This is a genomic window from Flavobacterium gelidicaeli (assembly GCF_013294005.1).
Classification (GTDB): Bacteria; Bacteroidota; Bacteroidia; order Flavobacteriales; family Flavobacteriaceae; genus Flavobacterium.
In genome coordinates, this window is sequence record NZ_JABSNK010000005.1 from 175,580 (window position 1) to 195,710 (window position 20,131).

The 20,131-nt window shown below is 32.1% G+C and carries 22 protein-coding genes; 13 read left to right on the forward strand and 9 right to left on the reverse strand.

Annotation, left to right across the window (positions count from 1 at the left end):
- The first annotated feature begins 9 nt into the window (after positions 1-9).
- A complete protein-coding gene (locus HNP99_RS09500) occupies positions 10-798 on the forward strand; it encodes a glycosyltransferase family 2 protein (protein ID WP_173853140.1) in 789 nt (262 codons plus the stop codon).
- On the opposite strand, the gene HNP99_RS09505 is transcribed toward HNP99_RS09500, so the two are convergent.
- Entirely contained in the window at positions 793-1,956 is a 1,164-nt protein-coding gene (locus tag HNP99_RS09505) for a glycosyltransferase (RefSeq protein WP_173853141.1), read from the reverse strand. The genes HNP99_RS09500 and HNP99_RS09505 overlap by 6 nt on opposite strands.
- A gap of 68 nt (positions 1,957-2,024) precedes the next feature.
- On the opposite strand from HNP99_RS09505, the gene HNP99_RS09510 reads away from it, so the two are divergent.
- Entirely contained in the window at positions 2,025-2,780 is a 756-nt protein-coding gene (locus tag HNP99_RS09510) for a glycosyltransferase family 2 protein (RefSeq protein WP_173853142.1), read from the forward strand.
- A gap of 140 nt (positions 2,781-2,920) precedes the next feature.
- Here HNP99_RS09510 and HNP99_RS09515 read toward each other — a convergent pair whose 3' ends face one another.
- A complete protein-coding gene (locus HNP99_RS09515) occupies positions 2,921-3,688 on the reverse strand; it encodes a lipopolysaccharide kinase InaA family protein (RefSeq protein ID WP_254596844.1) in 768 nt (255 codons plus the stop codon).
- A gap of 311 nt (positions 3,689-3,999) precedes the next feature.
- Between HNP99_RS09515 and HNP99_RS09520 the strand changes: the two genes are divergently transcribed.
- The 5 genes from HNP99_RS09520 (at position 4,000) to HNP99_RS09540 (ending at position 8,508) form a co-directional block, all read left to right on the forward strand.
- The gene (locus HNP99_RS09520) at positions 4,000-4,569 is read left to right on the forward strand and encodes an L-threonylcarbamoyladenylate synthase (RefSeq protein ID WP_173853143.1); all 570 of its coding nucleotides are present in this window, start codon (positions 4,000-4,002) and stop codon (positions 4,567-4,569) included.
- 169 nt (positions 4,570-4,738) lie between these two features.
- A complete protein-coding gene (locus HNP99_RS09525; RefSeq protein ID WP_173853144.1) occupies positions 4,739-6,160 on the forward strand; it encodes a CCA tRNA nucleotidyltransferase in 1,422 nt (473 codons plus the stop codon).
- Positions 6,161-6,245: 85 nt separating this feature from the next.
- Positions 6,246-7,268, forward strand: a complete 1,023-nt coding sequence (locus tag HNP99_RS09530; protein WP_173853145.1) for a COX15/CtaA family protein — start codon at positions 6,246-6,248, stop codon at positions 7,266-7,268.
- A gap of 63 nt (positions 7,269-7,331) precedes the next feature.
- Positions 7,332-8,117, forward strand: a complete 786-nt coding sequence (locus HNP99_RS09535; protein WP_173853146.1) for a CDP-alcohol phosphatidyltransferase family protein — start codon at positions 7,332-7,334, stop codon at positions 8,115-8,117.
- 208 nt (positions 8,118-8,325) lie between these two features.
- Complete coding sequence (locus tag HNP99_RS09540) at positions 8,326-8,508, forward strand: CsbD family protein (RefSeq protein WP_173853147.1); 183 nt, start codon at positions 8,326-8,328, stop codon at positions 8,506-8,508.
- A 120-nt stretch (positions 8,509-8,628) separates the two neighbouring features.
- Here HNP99_RS09540 and HNP99_RS09545 read toward each other — a convergent pair whose 3' ends face one another.
- From HNP99_RS09545 to HNP99_RS09575, 7 genes are all read right to left on the reverse strand, one after another.
- Positions 8,629-9,384, reverse strand: a complete 756-nt coding sequence (locus tag HNP99_RS09545; RefSeq protein WP_173853148.1) for a LytR/AlgR family response regulator transcription factor — start codon at positions 9,382-9,384, stop codon at positions 8,629-8,631.
- Positions 9,385-9,437: 53 nt separating this feature from the next.
- On the reverse strand, positions 9,438-9,791 hold the full coding sequence (locus HNP99_RS09550; protein ID WP_173853149.1) for a 2TM domain-containing protein: 354 nt from the start codon (positions 9,789-9,791) through the stop codon (positions 9,438-9,440).
- A gap of 16 nt (positions 9,792-9,807) precedes the next feature.
- Positions 9,808-10,131 carry a 2TM domain-containing protein gene (locus HNP99_RS09555; RefSeq protein ID WP_173853150.1) on the reverse strand — a complete coding sequence of 108 codons (324 nt, stop codon included), beginning with the start codon at positions 10,129-10,131 and terminating at the stop codon, positions 9,808-9,810.
- Positions 10,122-10,451: a 2TM domain-containing protein gene (locus HNP99_RS09560; protein WP_173853151.1), complete on the reverse strand. Its 330-nt coding sequence runs from the start codon at positions 10,449-10,451 to the stop codon at positions 10,122-10,124. The genes HNP99_RS09555 and HNP99_RS09560 overlap by 10 nt, the downstream gene beginning before the upstream one ends.
- Positions 10,451-11,794, reverse strand: coding sequence for a histidine kinase (locus HNP99_RS09565; RefSeq protein ID WP_173853152.1), 1,344 nt, complete (start codon positions 11,792-11,794; stop codon positions 10,451-10,453). The genes HNP99_RS09560 and HNP99_RS09565 overlap by 1 nt, the downstream gene beginning before the upstream one ends.
- 9 nt (positions 11,795-11,803) lie before the next feature.
- Positions 11,804-12,445, reverse strand: coding sequence for a hypothetical protein (locus HNP99_RS09570; protein ID WP_173853153.1), 642 nt, complete (start codon positions 12,443-12,445; stop codon positions 11,804-11,806).
- A 278-nt stretch (positions 12,446-12,723) separates the two neighbouring features.
- Complete coding sequence (locus tag HNP99_RS09575; protein WP_173853154.1) at positions 12,724-14,883, reverse strand: TonB-dependent receptor; 2,160 nt, start codon at positions 14,881-14,883, stop codon at positions 12,724-12,726.
- A gap of 389 nt (positions 14,884-15,272) precedes the next feature.
- Here HNP99_RS09575 and HNP99_RS09580 point away from each other — a divergent pair, with 389 nt between their 5' ends.
- The 6 genes from HNP99_RS09580 (at position 15,273) to HNP99_RS09605 (ending at position 20,086) form a co-directional block, all read left to right on the forward strand.
- Complete coding sequence (locus tag HNP99_RS09580) at positions 15,273-15,830, forward strand: sugar O-acetyltransferase (RefSeq protein ID WP_173853155.1); 558 nt, start codon at positions 15,273-15,275, stop codon at positions 15,828-15,830.
- A 147-nt stretch (positions 15,831-15,977) separates the two neighbouring features.
- Complete coding sequence (locus HNP99_RS09585; RefSeq protein ID WP_173853156.1) at positions 15,978-17,258, forward strand: chloride channel protein; 1,281 nt, start codon at positions 15,978-15,980, stop codon at positions 17,256-17,258.
- Positions 17,259-17,264: 6 nt separating this feature from the next.
- A complete protein-coding gene (locus HNP99_RS09590; protein WP_173853157.1) occupies positions 17,265-17,876 on the forward strand; it encodes an HPP family protein in 612 nt (203 codons plus the stop codon).
- A 98-nt stretch (positions 17,877-17,974) separates the two neighbouring features.
- A complete protein-coding gene (locus HNP99_RS09595; protein ID WP_173853158.1) occupies positions 17,975-18,514 on the forward strand; it encodes an IS1096 element passenger TnpR family protein in 540 nt (179 codons plus the stop codon).
- Between the two features lie 108 nt (positions 18,515-18,622).
- Positions 18,623-18,979 (forward strand): four helix bundle protein, encoded by a 357-nt coding sequence (locus tag HNP99_RS09600; RefSeq protein WP_173853159.1) that lies wholly within the window; start codon positions 18,623-18,625, stop codon positions 18,977-18,979.
- Positions 18,980-19,027: 48 nt separating this feature from the next.
- A complete protein-coding gene (locus HNP99_RS09605; RefSeq protein WP_173853160.1) occupies positions 19,028-20,086 on the forward strand; it encodes a nucleoid-associated protein in 1,059 nt (352 codons plus the stop codon).
- Positions 20,087-20,131 lie beyond the last annotated feature (45 nt).

Genomic DNA, 20,131 nt, shown 5'->3' on the forward strand with positions numbered 1-20,131 from the left:
AGATTTAAAATGACAACAACCCTATTAATAACGACTTATAATTGGCCTGAAGCACTGAATTGTACTCTGGAAAGTATTAAAAATCTAAACTTAATGCCTGATGAAATCGTTATTGCTGATGATGGTTCAACAAAAGAAACAGAAGTACTAATAAAAGAATGGCAAAAGAAAATTAAAACACCAATTATTCATTCTTGGCAAGAAGATATAGGTTTTAGAGCAGCTGCCTCTAGAAATAAAGCAATTGCCAAATCATCTGGAGATTACATAATTATGATAGATGGTGATTTAATTTTACACCCTAACTTCATAAAAGACCATATTAAAAATAGTCAAATAAATCAATTCACTATTGGCACAAGAGTTCTTTTAAACGAAGCCTACTCTGCTGAAATACTCCTGAAAAAGCCTGTTAATTTTCAAGTAAAATCAAAAAATATTTTAGCCAATTCAAAAAACAAAATAAACAACTCATTATTATCTAGATTAATTAGCTATAAAACAAATAGCTACAAACAAGTACGTTCTTGCAACATGGCCTGTTTTAAAAGCGACCTGATAAAAGTAAATGGTTTTAATGAAGATTTTATTGGCTGGGGCCGAGAAGACACTGAACTTGTTGTACGCCTATTAAATGCGAAAATAGCAAGAAAAAATATCAAATTTAACGCTAATGTATTACATATTTTTCATCCAGAAAACAGTAAGAAAATGCTTCAAACAAATGATTTAATTCTAGAGAAAGTGATTAAGGAAAAACTTAAAAAGTGTGAAAACGGTTTAAATAAGCACTTATAAATTGAATCTCTCTTTCCATTGAAGCACGATTTTTTCATTAGTGAATTTTTGCAATACCTTATAAGACTCCTCTATATACTGATTTCTTAGTGCATCATTTGTCATTAAACGCTCCATACTCCTTCCAAAGGCTTTATGATCATTCCTTGGAACTAATAAACCTGAAATTTCATTTTCAACTAAATCAATGATTCCTCCATTGCTCATAGTTGAAATAATCGCATTTCTATAGCAAATAGACTCAACAATTGACGTTGGTAAACCTTCGCAATTAGATGACAAAATTGATATTTTACTAGAAGAGAGATGAGTTGCAATATCAGTAACCATTCCGTGAAAGACAACATTATTTATTTTTTTTTTAATTACATAGTCCTTCATTTTATCACTTATCGATCCATCACCAAGAATGTGTAACTCCCAATCAGGATATTTATAAGCTATTTCATTCCAAGATTTCACTATCAAGAACGAATTTTTATGTTTGTCTTCTAATCTGGATAGATAAACAATTTTTTTTTTTTTTGCAGCAACATCGCAAGAAATACTATCTATATCAATATGCGAAGGATTATAGATAGTAAAAACATTTTTAGTAATTCTAGGTGAATTCTTGTAAATTTTTTTTATTTCCTCAGCAGATCCTTTGCTAACGCATGCCAAACCGTGCTCTGCTAACAGCAAATATTTTTTTAATTTCAAAATTTTAAAAGGGCGAAAAATTTTAGCTATTGCATATTTAAAAAATAAAATTGGTTTATTTAATATATCGTTAAACGAAATATATTTATCTAAATAAGCATGTGGCGAACCATGATATTGAGGAATAGCCTTCACACCAGCTGATTTTGCGGCCTTAAGTAAAGCTATAGAAACTGACATATTATCACCCGAAAAAATTAAATTTTTAATTTTTAATTTCACAAATTGCTCATACAATCTTTTCTCTAAATCTTTTGTTGAACAATTTAAATTTATATACTTAACTTTATCAGAATAAGGGAAATTTGGTTTTTCATAATTATTGCGTTGAGAAATTAAATAGTCAACATCAATACCATTTTGTAAAAAAAGATCGATTAAAGAACAACTTACTCTCTGAACTCCTCCAATAGGCGTATGGTCAACAATAAAAAAATTAATTTTAGAAAAACTCATATTTGTTATAATTACAGAGTACAAACATATTAAATAAAAAGAATATATTTGTTCAATAAAAAAAGGAAATGAGCACTCAAAAAATATCGGCAGCAATTCTTACTTATAATAATGAAAGGCATATCGAAGAAGTACTAAAAAAACTATATTGGTGCGACGAAATAATAATTTTAGATTCTTTTAGTACCGACAATACAATTGCCGTATGTGAAAAATATACTACGAAAATTTTTCAAAATAAATTTGAAGGATTTGGAATTCAAAAAAATATTTTAATGTCTAAATGCAGTAATGATTGGATTCTTTCAGTAGATTCTGATGAAGTACTAACCGATGAATTAATTACTAGCATTTCAAATCTTGATCTTATAGATTTTGAAAAAAACTCAGGCTTTTTAATAAAGAGAAAACATATTTTTCTAAACAGACAATTTCAATACGGTAAAGAAAGTAACTCTTGGATATTAAGATTATTTAATAAAAATAAAGGCGGAGTTACTGAAAACATCGTACACGAAACCATAGTCGTAACTGGAAATACTTCAAAATTAAAAGGAGAAATATTACATTATACCATTGAAAAAATTAAAGACGCTATTTATAAAATGGATAGTTATGCACAACTTAAAGCTGCCGAATATTTTAAGAACGGTAAAAAAGTCAATTGGGTAAAAATCTATTTAAATTTCCCGTTTACATTTTTTAGAGAGTATTTTTTAAATCGTAATTTCATGAATGGTTATCAAGGTTATATTTGGTCTTTACTTGTAGCACAAGGCGCAGGATTAAAATATCTTTATTTAAAAGAATTATATAATAGGTAGACAATTAACAATATTATTATTTATTGATTGTACTTTTCAGTACTAGAATAACTGACATTTTAAACCCAATTACTTTGATTATTTAGAATTTAATTACCTTTATATAATGTGCTGTCTTCACTAACAATAGATTACAAAAACTACTTCTTCCAAAATTTTAACTTTTTCTTCAATTTCCTTTTTTTCGCATAATCATGTTGAAATTGATTCGTATAGCTTAGCATTTTATCCAAGACTAATTCTTCTGATTTACCTGAAACTTTTGCATATTCATTACTCATTACAATGATCATTTCCTGTCTTAGAGCCAACCTACTAAAATTTTTCATCCTCAAATCAAAGTCCATTACAACATGAAAATTCATTCTATTTAAATCAACAAGATAAAAGCTATACTGATCATTTACTTCTTTTTTTATCAATGTATTTCCTGGAGAATGATCTAAAAACTCAATACCCTTCTCATGTAAATTAAAAGTAAATCTTGTAAATTGCCTTAAAATATTTTCTAAATCTGGATAATTATTAGTTTCTATAAGATCTCTAAACATCAAATCGTATTCTAAGTGTTCGCTTACATAATAGCTATCTAACAAGCCTAATTTGTTAAAATTCTCAAAATAAGCTATTGGTTGTGGGGTACCCACACCTTTTTCTAACAAAATAGTAGCATATTCAAAAGAACGTTTGGCTTTAGATTTTCTAAAATATTTGTAGGCAATTTTATTAACAATATTTGGTATTTTAAAAGACTTAATATTAATAGTCTGACCGTTAAGATTAAAAAGTTTAATCATATTTCTGTCACCATTACCCAAAACTACACCCTCAGACTTGAACTCTTTAATAAAGTGAAGGATTTCTTTAGAATTTTGAACTGTTTTAGAAAACATCAATTTTATGGTCATTTTTATTATTTTAGAACTTTTAAAGCTTTTTTTTTACACTATTGATTTTGACTTTTTTCTATAAAGAAAATGAATTAACACTTTAATTTATTAATTTCTACCATTAACCAAAATCATCTGTAAGCCAACAAAAATACACATACAATTTTAGACTTCAAATTAATATTGTAATTTCGTCAAATATTAGCATATAATAGACTCTAGTAATCTTGAAACAATAATTACCTGACATATTATGACAAAATCGATTAGTCAATATAACACTATAATTATGGCTAAAATAACATTAGAACAATATAAAAATAGTATTGATGGAAAATCTTAACGACGAAGTTCTTAAAGCTTACGAAATTATAAAAAATGGCGGAATCATACTCTACCCTACTGACACCGTTTGGGGAATAGGTTGTGACGCAACAAATCCTGAGGCTGTAGCTAAAATATATAAGTTAAAAAAAAGAGCCGAAACACAAAGTATGATTGTACTTATGAACGGTGAAAAAATGATGTATAATGTATTCAAGGATATCCCTGAGGTGGCTTGGCAAATTTTAGATTTTTCTGAAAATCCAACTACTTTAGTTTTAGACAATCCTAGAAATGTTGCCACAAATTTAATTGCAACTGATAAAACTCTGGGTGTACGAATCATAAAAGAACCTTTTTGTTTCAAATTGTTAGAGCGTATGAAAAAACCATTAGTTTCTACGTCAGCAAACATATCAGGGCAAGCAACTCCAAAAAGTTTTAAAGAAATTAACCCTGAGATTATTAAAGGTGTGGACTATGTTGTAAATTTGCAACGCGATAAAATTGCTGGAAAACCATCAACCATTATAAAATTAACGAATGACAGCCAGGTAAAAGTGATTAGAAAATAACTTTTTACCTTAAATTCATTTCTGTTAATAGTTATACTAATGTAAAAGGTAGTATTCTCAGACTGCTATTTAAAGTTTGAAGATATAACAATTTTATAAATTTAATTATTTTATAATATAAACGCAGTATTAGTTCCAAAAGTGATTTTTGAGCTTGCGGTAAAAGAACATGAATTACAAAGAAGCATTACAAAATAAAATATTTGAAGTTATCTCTAAAGCCTCACAAGAACTTAACGTTGACAGTTATGTCATTGGTGGTTTTGTAAGAGACTTAATCCTAAAAAGAGACTTTAAAAAAGACATTGATATTGTAGCCGTAGGTAGCGGAATTAAACTTGCTCTTCAAGTATCTAAACTACTCCCTAACAAGCCTAAAGTTCAAGTATTCAAAAATTACGGAACCGCTATGCTTCGTTTTGAAGACACTGAAATCGAATTTGTAGGTGCTCGCAAAGAGTCATACCATTTTGAAAGCAGAAATCCTGTAGTTGAAAATGGCACTTTACAAGATGATCAAGACCGTCGTGATTTTACTATAAACGCTTTAGCGATATCATTAAATTCAAAAAATTACGGTGATTTACTAGATCCTTTTGAAGGATTGAAAGACATCGAAAAAAAGATTTTAAGAACGCCTTTACAACCAGATGTAACCTACTCTGACGACCCATTGCGTATGATGCGAGCAATACGTTTTGCTAATCAATTGAATTTTGAAATTGAAGCTTCTTCATTGGCATCCATTACAAAAAATGCTGAACGTATTAAAATTATTTCTGGAGAGCGCATCGTAGATGAATTAAACAAAATACTTTCAACCGAAAAACCTTCGATTGGGTTCCTACTATTATATAAAACAGGACTGCTAGATATACTTTTACCCGAATTGACAGCATTGAATAATGTAGAAGAGATTGAAGGACAAACACATAAAAACAACTTTTATCACACCTTAGAAGTAGTAGACAACATTTGTCCAAATACTAATGATGTATGGTTGCGCTGGTCAGCTTTATTGCACGATATAGGAAAAGCACCTACCAAAAGATTCAATAAAAAACAAGGTTGGACTTTTCACGGACACGAATTTCTTGGTGGTAAAATGGTCAAAAAAATATTTGAGCGTTTACACATGCCTTTAAATCAAAAAATGAAATTCGTTCAAAAAATGGTTATGATGAGTTCACGACCAATTGTTCTATCACAAGATACTGTAACAGACTCAGCTGTGCGCAGATTGGTTTTTGACGCAGGAGAAGACGTAGAAGATTTAATGACACTTTGTGAAGCAGATATCACCACTAAAAATCCGAATAAATTCAAAAAATACCATAACAACTTTGTTATTGTTCGAAAGAAAATCGTTGAAGTGGAAGAGCGTGATCAAGTACGTAATTTTCAACCACCAATTACTGGTGAACAAATTATGGAACTCTTTAATTTACAACCATCGCGCGAAATTGGAATCTTGAAGGAAGCTATTAAAGAAGCCATACTTGAAGGTGAAATTCCAAATGAATATGAAGCCGCTTACCAACTTTTGTTAAAAAGAGCAGCCAAATTAGGTTTAAAAATTAACGCTTGTTAAATCAGTACTTGAGCACTAATGAGATAACTTTGTAAATGATTTATTAAAAATCAAATAAATTATATTTCAGAAAATTGATTTTAAAATGAAAAAAGAGAATAGATCTGTAGTAATCTGGTTATTATCCGGTTGTGTGTTATTATTTTTAATGGTTACCGTAGGTGGAATCACTAGATTGACAAATTCTGGCTTATCAATGACCGATTGGCACTTGGTTACCGATACTTTTCCACCGCTGACTGATGCGAAGTGGCAACAAGCTTTTGATCAATATAAAAAGTTTCCTGAGTATCAAAAAATCAATATTCACAATGATTTTCAACTCTCTGATTATAAATTCATCTACTTCTGGGAGTGGTTTCACCGCTTTATAGGACGTATTATTGGAATGGTATTTCTTATTCCTTTTATTTATTTTTTAATAAAAAAGAAACTCGACAGACCCACAATTAACAAATGTATTGTTCTTTTAGGGATGGGGGCTTTTCAAGGATTTTTAGGCTGGTTCATGGTAAGAAGTGGCTTGATTGATAATCCAGATGTAAGCCATTTTAGACTTGCATTACACCTTACTTTTGCGTTCATAACTTTTGCATACACCTTTTGGGTGGCCTTAGATTTGATCTATCCAGAGCGAAATAACAAAATTAAAACCTTACAAAATATCGCTCGTTATGCGTTGGTTTTTTTATTAATCCAAATCATCTATGGTGGTTTTGTTGCAGGTTTAAATGCAGGACTAATACACAATCATTGGCCATTAATGGGAGATGGACAATTCATGCACGATAGTATTTTCATAGAGCAAAAAAACCTGTTTTTGAGTTTCACTGAAGGCAAAAGCGGGGTGCAATTTATTCACCGTACATTAGCTTATTTTGTAGTTACCTTAATGGTTTTTCTCTATTACAAAAGCCGCAAATTTAGTTTAAACACAGGACAATCTACGGGTATAAACTTACTTGTAATTCTTGTCTTTATACAGTTTGCGCTAGGCGTATTTACCTTATTGTATGGCGTACCATTATGGCTAGGACTAACACATCAAATCAATGCGTTTTTCCTTTTATCAGCAATGACTTATACATTACATAGGTTGTCAAAATAACAATTTATCATTACAATTACCACCGACTATATTGTCACATTTCTTTGTTCATTATAAACAAAAATGTCTAAACTTGCATCTCAGGATAGCTTCTTCGACTTATCAGATTACGGAAGATCATTTGGAAAAATGCTTGCAAATCTTTTAAAAAACACACGCTTCACTCCCATACATGTCACGCTTCTTTTTGGCCTTTCTGGTCTTATTGCGGTCTACTGCATATTAGAAAACCAGTATTACTTAGCAGGCTTTTTCATTATTTTAAAGTCGGGTATTGATGCCGCAGATGGTGAACTTGCTCGAATTAAAAACACGCCTTCTTACACCGGAAGATATCTCGACAGCGTGTTTGATATCATCTTAAACTTCCTTTTTTTAAGTGCTATTTGTTACATTTCAGAAACCTCTTTTCTAATGACTTTAGCAGCCTTTTTTTGTATCCAATTACAAGGAACGTTATATAATTATTACTACGTTATTTTACGAAATAAATCAGTAGGAGGAGACACAACAAGTAAGGTCTTTGAATATAAATCTCCGAAAGCTTTAGGTAACGAAAGTCAAAAATCTGTTGATATTTTATTCCAAATATACACCGTTGTTTATGGAGGGTTTGATAAAATTATTCACCTTTTAGACAGTGATGCATATAAGGTAAAAACATTCCCAAATTGGTTTATGACTTTTGTTTCACTCTACGGCTTAGGGTTTCAATTATTACTCATTTCGCTTATGTTAGCAATGAATAAAGTAAACTTCATTGTTCCATTTTTTATTGGATACTCTGTTTTTATTATTATTCTAATAAGCATTAGAAAAACGCTTTTTAGAGTAAAAAAGTCAATATAGATAAAATCTATTCAACATGTATTAAATACTTATTACCAATACATTAAACAAATCAATCTCTTGTATTGATTTAACCTTTACTTAATATCCTAGATAATCCTTTAAAATACAATTTTACAACAATTTATGAAAATATCATAACACATTTTGCGGTGTTTATTCGCAACTTTGCCATAACAACATTATTAATCATATAAACTAAAACGTTATGCCAAATTCAGAAGAAATTAAAGGAAACTGGAATGAGATGAAAGGGAAGCTAAAACAAAAATATGCTGATCTAACAGATGATGACTTACTATTTGAAGAAGGAAAAGAAGATGAAATGTGGGGGAAACTGCAACAAAAACTAGGTAAGACAAAAAAAGAAATTCAATCCTTATTTGAATAAATAAGATGATTGTAAAAGTAAAAACGGTTTCAAAAAGATACTCGTTTTTTGTTTAGAAGAAAACAGAAAACCAGCCTTTTTGAAACCGCTTTTTTTTAGTACTAAAACTAAACATTTACATCAGCTTAACCAGTCTTTAAAATGCGTTACTTTTTCTCTACTTACAATTACATCATCGTTAACATAAGAAGGTAAAACAACTTTTAATCTTGAATTACTAAACACTATAATTTCCTTAATTGCTATCATCGGAATTATAAACTTCCGACTGATTCTATAAAAATGTTTTGGATCTAATTCTTGCTCTAAAATTTCTAAAGTAGAATCCACTAGATAATTTCTATTGTCAAAAGTATGAAGATAAGTTACTTTATTTTCACTATAAAAACATTCGACCTCCTCTACCGAAATCACTTTTAAGTGCTGCCCTATTTTAACCGTAAATCTTTTTTTGAATTCTTTCTCAAATGGATTGCCAAGCATTCTTTTTATTTCGTCAAAATCCAATTGCAACTTTTCTTTTTGTGGCAAGCGTTCTTTAAATTTTAAAACGGCTTGCTCCAGATCGTCTTCATCAATTGGTTTTAATAGATAGTCGATACTGTTTAATTTGAATGCTCGCAGTGCGAATTCGTCATAAGCTGTGGTAAAAATAACAGCACTTTTTATGTCAACTTTTTCAAAAATCTCAAAGGACAATCCGTCTGATAATTGAATGTCTAAAAAGATTAAATCTGGGTGTTCATTTTTAGTAAACCACTCGATCGCTTCTTCCACAGAATGTAACATCACATCGACCTTTATTTGTAGCTTTTCGAGTTTGCGTTGCAACAATCTAGCAGCTGGTTTTTCGTCTTCAATTATTATAGTTTTCAATTTGAAAATTTTATTAATTAGTAGTTAACTTAAAATTGCTTTTCTTACAAAAATCACTCCCATTTTGTAGCCGCATCTTTATCTATAAACTCTTGAATTTTCTTTTCTTCCCAGTTTGCACCAAAAAACAAATTTCCTCCAAAAACAGACAAACCGTGTGCCGCTAGTCCAATCCCCCAAAAGACCAGCGTGCTCCATGTTTCCCATCTTAAGAAGACGCCTTCATTAATACTGCTATGATTAAAAATTGAAGTAAGATTATAACCATTTATTACAACATAAATCAACAAATGAATATAAAACCCTTTAATTCTTTTCATTCTTTTATATGCCATATTGTAACGCGCATCTGGATTATTCTCATCAACTATATAATTATCATATTTACTGCGTCTATATCGTCTCATCTTATTATTATTTATGTTATTGCCAATTTCTTTTTTGATCGTTTTGCTTTTCTTTCTCCATGAATTCTTTGATTTTATTGTCCTGCCAATCTTTACCTAGAAACGGCATAAAACGGAATGTCACCATTCCATGAATAAAAACTCCTACACCCCAACATAGTAAAGGCCAAAGAAACCATAGATACTCAGGTGATGTCGTTAAATTAAGAACTATGAGAAATGAATTAACAGCAACATAACTGATCAAATTGCCATAAAATCCTTTTATCTCATCCACTCGCTTTTTAGCTTTGTAATAGCGATCTTCGTTAACATATTTATTTTCCATCACTATTTCCATTTTTGAGTTTTATTTCTTGCCTTCATAAAATGCGCTAATTTTTGATCTTCCCATTTTTTCCCAAACAATACAAAACTCACCACAGTATCAACCAAGGTTATTAAAAAAGCACCTGTCCAAATAGCCATGACAAAGGAGTTCAGCTGATTGAATGGAAAAATAGTAAATCCAATTTTAAAATATTCTTTCAAAATAAAAAAGCTTAATCCAATCAAATAAATTATAAAATGTATGTAGAAAGTCTTTAATTTTTGGACTTTTTTTCTTGCTAGCTCAAAGCTATGATTTTGTATATCGCTGTTCTGATTTGTCTCTATCATTATTTCCATTTTTTAGTATTATCTGACTTACTTAAAATCTCTTGAATTTTCTTTTCTTCCCAGTTTGGGTTGATCCCAAACACTTTAAAAGCATGCATGATGACTCCAAAACCCCAACCTCCAACAGAAAACCAGAACCAATGAAATTGTGGAGAGAATCTCAAATTAATAAAAATAATTATAGGAACTACGCAACAATAAGATATAAGATTACCATAAAAACCTTTCAGTTCCTCGACTCTTTTCTTTGCTCTGTAATAAGCATTTTTTTCGCTATAATCTGCTGTTGATTCCATGGTTGAAATTTGTTTTGTTAATACTGGTATTTTGACTGCAAAAACTCTATCCGTTTGCTCAATAAGTACTTTTCTATTGGTAACTAAGCCGTATCGATTGATGATATTTTGCAAGCCTACACCTTGTCTATTATGTAATACTTCTTTCTTTTGAAAATCATTTTCGATAATCAAATACCCTTCTTTCAGGTAAATCCTGATGTGCAAAGGACGCTTTTCACTAACCACATTGTGCTTTACTGTATTTTCCAGTAACAACTGTAAGGATAGCGGCACCACTTTGGCTTCTGGATTATTATTATTATCAGGCAATTCGTAAAACAAACTGTTTTCAAATCGCATCTTTAGTAAGTTCATGTACGTTTTGGCGAAAGCCAACTCCTCCTCTACCGAGACTAAATCTTTGTCTTTTTGCTCCAAAACATATCGGTAAATCTTAGACAATGAAGTTGTAAAACGCTGTGCATTTTCGGGATTTTCTTCAATCAACGAACTCAACACATTCAAACTATTAAAAAGGAAATGAGGATCGATTTGATTTTTTAAACTTTCGAATTTAGCCGAAGCCGTTCCCGCAATAATCTTCTGTTCTTTGACCTTGTTTTCATTGTATGCTTTGTAGAAATACAGCGAGTAAATCCCAAGAAAGACAATAAAGGAAGTTACAGCAGCAACAATGTAATTTGAAAGCGTTTCTGATTCAAAAAATGATGCTAAACTCTTATTTTCTATAATAACATCTTCAAAAATTCGAAGTAAAAAAATCACGAACAAAGACAAAAACAAGGAACTACCCAAACTTATAACCAATCTTTTGAGCGTATAACCTTCATTTATAAAAAATAATTTAAGTGTCATAAAAAGAATTGCATTGGCATAATACAATACCATCCCGTACAACATGGTGTACAAAAAATTTACCTTCAATCTGTTATCGAACGTTATCGTTCCGCCATTCAAAACCGGAATAGTTAACAAGACAATAAATATTAAAAACGAAATAAGAAGTGCTCTTGGGAGTTCTTTAAATAGTCTACTTGGATTCATTTTCTAAAATTATTTACATTTTTTTTGAGCTTCTACTGCTCTGTCTAATCCCCAACTTGGAGCGAAAACTGTTTCTGGTTTAAAAGTAGCAAAAAGTGCAATGGCTTTGTCAATTTGTGCGCACATTGGTTTGGTATCTTTTCCCCAGAAAGAAGCACTTCCAATTTCGAACTCAGCTTTTGAAAACACTACTCTTGGATTATTTGGAGCTAATGCTTCTGCTTTTGCATACAATCCCATTGTTGGTCCAGATAATTTTTGTCCGTTTGTCATTGGGTCATACACAATCCAAGCGGTATTAATCATGGCTTGCATCACATAAAGTTCGGCATTGTTCTGGTCTTTTGCCATTTCAAGATCCAGTGCATTTTGTGCTTTTAAAAGCAGTGCATTAATACTCTCCTTGTCTTTGGTGCCAAAAGCTGCAGTTGTATTTACCAAAGCTACGTAATAATTGGGCAACCACTTGGTGGGTTCAGCAGCGGCGATTCTTTCGAAAACAGCCGAGGCTTCGTTGCTTTTACCTTCTTTCCAAAGTCCGAAAGCTTTGCCCATTCCTTGTTCGTATTGTCCTCCAGTTGGAACTTGTTGGCTTTGCGCTGAGATAAATGTAACGATACTTAGTGCGATGGTGATGATAATTTTTTTCATGATTTCTATTTTTTATGATAATTGATTGTGTATTGATTTCTTATTCAAAAATAAGGCTGTTTATTTTCGAATAAAATTTAAAGAAACTGAACTGTTGATTTTTGAGGATGAGTTGTTGTTGTTTAAAGTAGCTGAGATTCTTAGTTTGTGAGTTTATACGATTTTGATTTGTGGTAATTGTGATGACCTGCCGTTTTACTCGCAACCATATTTCGCTCCCTCAATTCTACTTTAGGCCATCTTTCCTCACTTCTCTAATTTCTGTTCTCTATTTTCCCTTAAAGATTTTTCAACTGATTGTCCTTTTTATCATTGCTAATGGTCCAAAAGAAACCGACAAAAAAGAAGCGATCGGCTGTGGGTGTGATGGCGCGTCTCGTATACGTACCTGTGAGATCAGGACTATTCGCATATTCATATCCGAAAACATTTTGCGTTCCTAGAACATTTGAAGCAGAGAAATACAGAATTTTTTGCGGGCTAATTAAGTAGGCCCAATTAAAGCTGAGACTATTGTACGCTTTTGTTTTCCCGTTCATGAACTGTGTTTCATTTGGATTATTGTAGGGACGACCTGAACTAAACGAATTTGTAAAACCCACTTGTGAACGCCAGTCGGTGATAAAATATTTGGTAACCAATGACAAACTGTGGTTGGCCACAAAAGTAGGCGTTACCTTAGAAGGAAAATTTTTGTAATCTCTTTGACTATCAATATAGGAATAGGAAAGCCAGTATTCTAGATTTTTCACACTTTTCCCATCTCTCCAAAACAGATCCAATCCCTTGGCATAACCTGACCCTAAATTATTAAATACCGAATTGTATGCAATTGTTGGCGTATCGTATTTGACCAAATTGTTGTAGCTTTTGTAATAGGCTTCGGCACGTAATGTTTGTTTGTCCTTGCTGTATTGAAAATTAATAATATAATGTGACGCTTTCTCACTTTCAAATTGATGGTATTTTGAATATTTAATATAATCCACACTTGGACTTTGTGTAAAATCTCCGTAGGCTAATGAAAACTGGCTATTTTTTGCCACTTTGTACGCCATTGAAATTCGTGGAGAAAGTGATGTTTCATCAAGTAAATTATTATTTGATACTCGAAAACCGACTTTGGCTGCTATTTTTTTCGAAAACAAAATATCGGCTTCGGTGTAGGCTGCAACAATATTTGAATCGTAGCCGTTTGTTTTTGTTGAACCTAAATTGGGAGTGAAATTTTCACCGAATTTGGTAATAAAATAATCTGCTCCAAACGAAAGCGTAAAGGCATTTGAAAATCGTTTTTTTAGTTTCGTTTTAAAATGAGCTGCATTTTCATCGTTAGCCACTTTGTCCAAGTTTAGTCCTATTTGGTTTTTACTGTAGCCATAACTTAACCCACTCACTATTTTCCATCCCGTTCCAAAATGGCCATTATAAGAGCTATTGAAATAAAAGTTATTGTTATTCAAGTCGATTCTAATTTTATCTGGACCATTTATATTTTCCTGATTGATGTCCATTTTTGAAGCATCGAATGCGCCATAGACTTTCAGAATTCCGTTATTGAAATTATATCGGTAGACGGTTTCTCCCGATAAGGATTGAAAAGGACTGTTCCACTCTACATTTTGCGGAATTACAGCTTGGTAGGGCGCTAAATTCACATAAGAGGTGTTAACACTTAACGAACTTTTGCTCCATTTTTGAGTGTGTCCTACTCCTAACCCAACGGTCATCAAGGAAATCTCGGTTTTGTTCTGATCGGGATTATCCTCGGTGTTTAAAAGTAAAACACTCGACAACGCTTCACCATATTCGGCTGAATAGCCACCGGTAGAAAATGCGATTCCGCTAAATAAAAAGGGAGAAAAACGTCCTCGTGTGGGTACGTTGCCAATGGTCGCGTTATAGGGTTGCGCCACTCTAATTCCGTCAACAAATGTTTGGGTTTCGTTGGCCTCACCACCTCGTACAAATAGCCTACCGTCCTCGCCTACGCTTTGTGTGCCAGGCAAAGTCTGCAAGGCCGCAATAATGTTCCCCGCTGAACCAGCAGTAGTGACAATATCTAAAGGTTTTAGCATTGCAACCCTAGCTTTATCTCCAGATTCCATTACTCCTGCAGAAATCACTACAGCATCAAGAGTATTGGCGTTTTCTTTTAAAACGACAACTTTATCCTGAAAACTTGCAACATCAATTTCCATTTCAACTGTTTCGTATACAAGAAAACTAGCGATTAAAACTTGTTTCCCAGTTACTGTTGTGTTGAACGAAAATTGTCCTTTTGCGTTAGAGGTAGCACCATCATATGCGCCATCGATGTAAATATTGGCACCCGCAATTGGATTTCCTTTTTTGTCAACTACTTTTCCTGAAAGGGTAGCTTGAGCAAAAAGAAAACTACTAAAAAATAAAATGATAGTTGTTGCGATTGATTTCATTTGGTTTGATTTTGATACTCCAAAAGTACTAGCAAGGTAGAAGCAGAAAAATTTAAAGAATCCGAACTGTTGATTTTTGAGGATGAGTTGTTAATGTAATTGGTTGCGAAATAAAACAAAAGTTTTCAGCGCGCAGATTTTGCAAATTTGCGCTGATACTATTGTTAATTAGCTACTTTCTTGAATTAAATACGTAATTGTAACAACTATAATTTTGGTTTATATTTACAGCTAAATACAATTATTTACCAAGGTGTTTTACATGAGGGATAGTAGCGGCATCCTTTTTTGGGGCTTTTTCTGCCCCAAAAAAGATATAGCGAATAGCCCGACCGAAGCTTTTGCGGAGGGCATGCCCAAATAATTACTATATAAAAAGCTAATAAAAAATGATGACAGAAAAAGATAAAATGATTGCGGGTGACTATTACAATGCGGGTGACACAACTCTAGTTAAAGACCGCCGTAGAGCCAAAAACTTGTTGCACCGATTAAATGTTACCGAATATAGGATCACCAAAAAAGCACGCGAAATCATCAAGGAACTAATTCCAAATGCAGGTGCGAACTTATATATTGAGCCACCTTTTCACTGTGATTATGGGTACAACATTTCTTGTGGTGCCAATGTCTATTTCAACGTGAATTGCGTGGTGCTGGACTGTGCACCAGTGATTATTGGTTCGAATGTGTTTTTTGCTCCTGGCGTACATTTGTACACGGCTACTCACCCACTCGAGGCCGAATTACGATGTACACTCGAAAGCGCTTTGCCCATCACCATTGGCGACGATTGCTGGATTGGTGGGAACACGGTGATTTGCCCAGGAATTACTATTGGAAAAGGTTGTGTAATTGGCGCAGGATCTGTGGTTACCAAGGATATTCCTGAAAATTCATTGGCGGTGGGGAATCCTGCAAAAGTTATCAGGAAATTAAACCAATAATATCACGCTATTTTGAAGATATTATTCTATCATAAAACTTTCCTAAAAAAAGCATCTTATGTCTTTGTGACATGCATTGCTGGAATTTAATTCTTTAAATTTGCACTCCTCAAAATCTTAAAATCACCATTTACAATCACTATTGAAATGAATACAACAAGTCGTATTAAAAAAAATATGCCGTTAATAAAACTGCAAAAATTAATAATTGTTTCTTTATTAATTGGTTTCCTTTCGGCCTTTTTAGGAATAACATTGAAAAAGCTAACGGAACATTACGAGGATATTTTTTTCAATCAAGCTAGTTTACATCCTGTTTTTATATTCGTTTTTCCTGTTTTTGGATTGTCTGTTATTTATTTTTTGAGACAATATTTGTTTAACAAAAAAGAAAACAAAGGAATCAATGAAGTTTTTGAAAGCACAAGATCCAAAACTAAAAACATACCTAAATCAAAAATTGCTTCCCATTTCATCAATGGATTATTGACTGTTGTTTTTGGAGGATCTACAGGAGTTGAGGTTTCTACCGTTGTAGCTACTGCAACTATTGGTTCTGTTGCACAGCAAAAAAAAAATGTTTTTAGAGAATACAAAACTGAATTGATTTGTGCTGGAATTGCTGCTGGCATAACAGCATTGTTTAATAGTCCTATTGCTGGACTTTTTTTTGTGCTTGAAGTGATTTCTAGAAAAGTAACCCGTGCATACCTAATTAGTAATTTAATTGCCGTCATAGTAGCTTTTGGGTTGGTTTATTTAATTGATGAAGAACCGCTATTTGCAGTACACATTACGACTTGGTATATTAGAGCAATTCCGTATTTTATTTTGTTAGGGATTATAGCAGGGATTAACTCTGTTTACATGACACGTTGTGTATTGTTTTTTAAAAATAATCTAAAGTTAATAAAGAGTCATTATTACAAAATTTTAATAGGCTCCGTTATATTAAGTACTTCCTTATTTTTCTTTCCTCAATTATATGGAGAAGGATATCATGCCCTCAAAATGATTTTTACAAACCCAAATGAAGCAAAAATATCGGTTCATTTACTTTATACTTTTATCGGAATCATTGTTTTGAAACCTATTGTAACATCGGCGACTTTGTTTTCTGGTGGTGACGGCGGAGTTTTTGCGCCAAGCCTATTTATTGGAGCATTTTTGGGATTGTTTGTAGCATTAATTTTAAATACTTACTTTAATGCAAATGTAATTCCGATAAACTTTATGGTTATTGGGATGGCAGCCGTTTTAAGCGCTAGTATCCACGCCCCTTTTACTGCGTTGTTTTTAATTTGTGGCTTAATCAATGATTACACTTTATTTTTCCCAATCTTACTCGTTTGCCTTATTTCAAAATATACTGCAAAGATGATCTATCCTTATTCTGTTTATTCTTACGCTGCTAGTGTAGCAAAATAATATTATATGGCTACAGAAAAAATTAAAAGAAGTTATCGTAAGGCCAAATACATACTTTATAAAGAAACATTAGTTGACTTTAGAGAGAAATTTTGGTCGTTTGTTGGTTCTTTCATTGGGATTGGGACACTTGCTTATTTGCAATCTCAAACACTTCCAGATGCTGATGTGCTCTTTCTAATTGGTTCTTTTGGCGCTTCCTCTGTTTTGATTTATGGTATTATCCAAAGTCCGTTAGCACAACCACGAAATTTGATTGGAGGTCATGTAATTTCTGCCATTGTTGGAGTTACTGTTGTTAAATTAGTACCCGATATTATGTGGTTAGCAGCAGCATTATCAGTATCTATTTCGATAATTTTAATGCAACTAACTAAAACATTACATCCACCGGGTGGTGCTACTGCGCTTATAGCGGTAACTGGATCCTCACACATTAAAAGCTTAGGGTATTGGTATGCAATTTCACCTGTTCTTAGTGGCGTATTAATTTTATTGATTGTTGCATTAGTTGTCAATAATACAACTTCTAAAAGAAGCTATCCTAGTAATAATCAATTTCATAAAAAATACCACAACTTTAGAAAAAGAATTGTTCAAAAAAAATTGAAGCTGTAGAATAACCTTTTTTGTAAATCTTATTAACAAATCAAGATTCTTAAAATGAATATCTAAAATTAAATTTTACCTTTGACCTTTCAATAAAAACAAAGATTATGGTTTACAAATTCAGAGTAATTCTAGATGCAGAAGAAGATATATTTAGAGATATTGCAATACTTGCTGAAGATACTTTAGAAGATTTACACAACGCAATCTTCAACTCCTTTGGTTTTGATGGTATGGATGTCGCTTCTTTCTACACTTGTGATGAAACTTGGAATCAAGAAGATGAAATTTCGATGTTTGACACAGGTGATGTGTTGGGAGAGCAAAAAATCATGAGTGATTACGTTCTATCAGACTTGCTAGATGATGAAAATACTAAAATTATCTATGTGTATGACTTTATCAATATGTGGACATTTCTTGTTGAACTTGCCGCTATTGAAGAGGAGGAAGCAGGTAATTTATACCCTGAAACATTATTCTCTCACGGAGAAATGCCAGACGAAGCGATGGAGAAAAACTTTGAAGCTGATAACGCCGATGATTATGCTAATGACTACGAAGACGGCCTAGATGAAGATGATCTAGACATGTTTGAAGGAGACGATAGCTTTGAAGATTATGGATCTGAGGATCAGTGGAATTAGTTTCTTTTTAGTCCATAAGTTGCTAAGAATCTAAGTTACTAAGTTTTTCTTTATTGTGATTTTATTTTTTATAACTTGTTTGCTTAAAAACTTACAAATCTATAAATAATGAGCAATTTTAGAAAACTATTAGTTTGGCAAAAATCAATGTCACTGACTACAAAAATTTACACTGGCACAAAAAATTTCCCAAAAGAAGAACTTTTTGGATTAACGTCACAAATAAGACGAAGTACAATTTCTATCCCCAGTAATATTGCCGAAGGACTAGGTAGAGACAGCAACAAAGAACTCATAAGATTTATCAATATTGCGGTAGGTTCACTATTCGAATTACAGACACAGCTAGAAATTGCAAAGAACATTTACTATTTAAACAACGAAGATTTTAACAACCTATATGAGGATAGTCGAGAAGTAGAAAGAATGTTAATTGCGTTCCTTAAAAAATTAAAGGAAAACTAGTAACATAATACAAACTTAGCTACTTAGTCTCTCAGAAACTTTAAAAAAATGATCAACTTATTTAACACGCACATCGAGACGCTTTCTATTCACAGAGTAGGAAACAAAAGTCGTAATGAAGCTATTTTTTTATCAGAGCAACCGTTTACTCTAAATGACGAGATTGTTCCTCTAATGAAAGAATTTTTCTTAAAACCTTTTAGAGAAAAAGAAGAAAACTATTTTCAGTTTGCGCACGAAGTAGATTTAGACTACAACGATATGTATAAATTTGCTACTGAAATTTTTGAAAATCCGTCAAACTTACACGAGACTTCTAAAAAAATTACCAAACATTTATTTGAGCAATCAAATCACCCACACATAAAAAATGGTGAAGTATATGTTACGTATTTAACTAATGTAAATATTGACAATAATCCTGTTGATGCAATTGGAATTTTTAAAAGTGAACTACAAGCTGATTTTTTACAGTTTGAAGAAAAAGGAACACACCTTGAAATGATTTTGCAACAAGGTGTAAACCTGAGTAAATTAGATAAAGGTTGCATCATTTTTAACCATAAAAAAGAAGAAGGATATAAAATTTTAACCGTAGATAGTAACCGTTATGACGCGCGTTATTGGTTAGAACATTTCTTATCTGTAGATGCTTTTGAAGATGAAAATTTCATTACTAAAAAATACTTGAAATTTTGTCAAGGCTTTGCAAAAGACGTAGTTTTTCCTGCAGAAGATAAAAAAGAAGAGGTAATGTTCATGAACCGTTCTGTAAATTACTTTGCAAAAAACGATCAGTTTGAAGAAACAAACTTTTTAAACGAAGTATTAGACAATCCTGATTTGATTCCGGAATTTAAAAATTACAAAGTTGATAAAGGCGAAAAATACAGCATCGAAGATGTAACGTCTTTCCCTATTGCTAATGCAGCAGTATCTGACGCACGTAAATCAATTAAAAACGTTATCAATTTAGATACTAATATCCAGATAAAAATGGACTTTATTAATCCTGAAAGTGCAGAAAAATATGTAGAAAAAGGATGGGACGAAGAGAAGCAAATGTACTACTACCTTGTTTACTTCAATAAAGAACAAAAATCATAATTATTCCTTATAATGTGTAATAATTTTTAAAGTTCCTCATTTACA

Excerpts from the sequence above, each read along its gene's own strand:
- HNP99_RS09585 (WP_173853156.1), top strand. The coding sequence starts at position 15,978 with ATGAATACAACAAGTCGTATTAAAAAAAATATGCCGTTAATAAAACTG.
- HNP99_RS09575 (WP_173853154.1), bottom strand. The coding sequence starts at position 14,883 with ATGAAATCAATCGCAACAACTATCATTTTATTTTTTAGTAGTTTTCTT.
- HNP99_RS09580 (WP_173853155.1), top strand. The coding sequence starts at position 15,273 with ATGATGACAGAAAAAGATAAAATGATTGCGGGTGACTATTACAATGCG.
- HNP99_RS09570 (WP_173853153.1), bottom strand. The coding sequence starts at position 12,445 with ATGAAAAAAATTATCATCACCATCGCACTAAGTATCGTTACATTTATC.
- HNP99_RS09505 (WP_173853141.1), bottom strand. The coding sequence starts at position 1,956 with ATGAGTTTTTCTAAAATTAATTTTTTTATTGTTGACCATACGCCTATT.
- HNP99_RS09605 (WP_173853160.1), top strand. The coding sequence starts at position 19,028 with ATGATCAACTTATTTAACACGCACATCGAGACGCTTTCTATTCACAGA.
- HNP99_RS09565 (WP_173853152.1), bottom strand. The coding sequence starts at position 11,794 with ATGAATCCAAGTAGACTATTTAAAGAACTCCCAAGAGCACTTCTTATT.
- HNP99_RS09595 (WP_173853158.1), top strand. The coding sequence starts at position 17,975 with ATGGTTTACAAATTCAGAGTAATTCTAGATGCAGAAGAAGATATATTT.
- HNP99_RS09540 (WP_173853147.1), top strand. The coding sequence starts at position 8,326 with ATGCCAAATTCAGAAGAAATTAAAGGAAACTGGAATGAGATGAAAGGG.
- HNP99_RS09515 (WP_254596844.1), bottom strand. The coding sequence starts at position 3,688 with ATGACCATAAAATTGATGTTTTCTAAAACAGTTCAAAATTCTAAAGAA.
- HNP99_RS09525 (WP_173853144.1), top strand. The coding sequence starts at position 4,739 with ATGAATTACAAAGAAGCATTACAAAATAAAATATTTGAAGTTATCTCT.
- HNP99_RS09500 (WP_173853140.1), top strand. The coding sequence starts at position 10 with ATGACAACAACCCTATTAATAACGACTTATAATTGGCCTGAAGCACTG.
- HNP99_RS09560 (WP_173853151.1), bottom strand. The coding sequence starts at position 10,451 with ATGATAGAGACAAATCAGAACAGCGATATACAAAATCATAGCTTTGAG.
- HNP99_RS09535 (WP_173853146.1), top strand. The coding sequence starts at position 7,332 with ATGTCTAAACTTGCATCTCAGGATAGCTTCTTCGACTTATCAGATTAC.
- HNP99_RS09600 (WP_173853159.1), top strand. The coding sequence starts at position 18,623 with ATGAGCAATTTTAGAAAACTATTAGTTTGGCAAAAATCAATGTCACTG.
- HNP99_RS09555 (WP_173853150.1), bottom strand. The coding sequence starts at position 10,131 with ATGGAAATAGTGATGGAAAATAAATATGTTAACGAAGATCGCTATTAC.
- HNP99_RS09590 (WP_173853157.1), top strand. The coding sequence starts at position 17,265 with ATGGCTACAGAAAAAATTAAAAGAAGTTATCGTAAGGCCAAATACATA.
- HNP99_RS09530 (WP_173853145.1), top strand. The coding sequence starts at position 6,246 with ATGAAAAAAGAGAATAGATCTGTAGTAATCTGGTTATTATCCGGTTGT.
- HNP99_RS09550 (WP_173853149.1), bottom strand. The coding sequence starts at position 9,791 with ATGAGACGATATAGACGCAGTAAATATGATAATTATATAGTTGATGAG.
- HNP99_RS09520 (WP_173853143.1), top strand. The coding sequence starts at position 4,000 with ATGGAAAATCTTAACGACGAAGTTCTTAAAGCTTACGAAATTATAAAA.
- HNP99_RS09510 (WP_173853142.1), top strand. The coding sequence starts at position 2,025 with ATGAGCACTCAAAAAATATCGGCAGCAATTCTTACTTATAATAATGAA.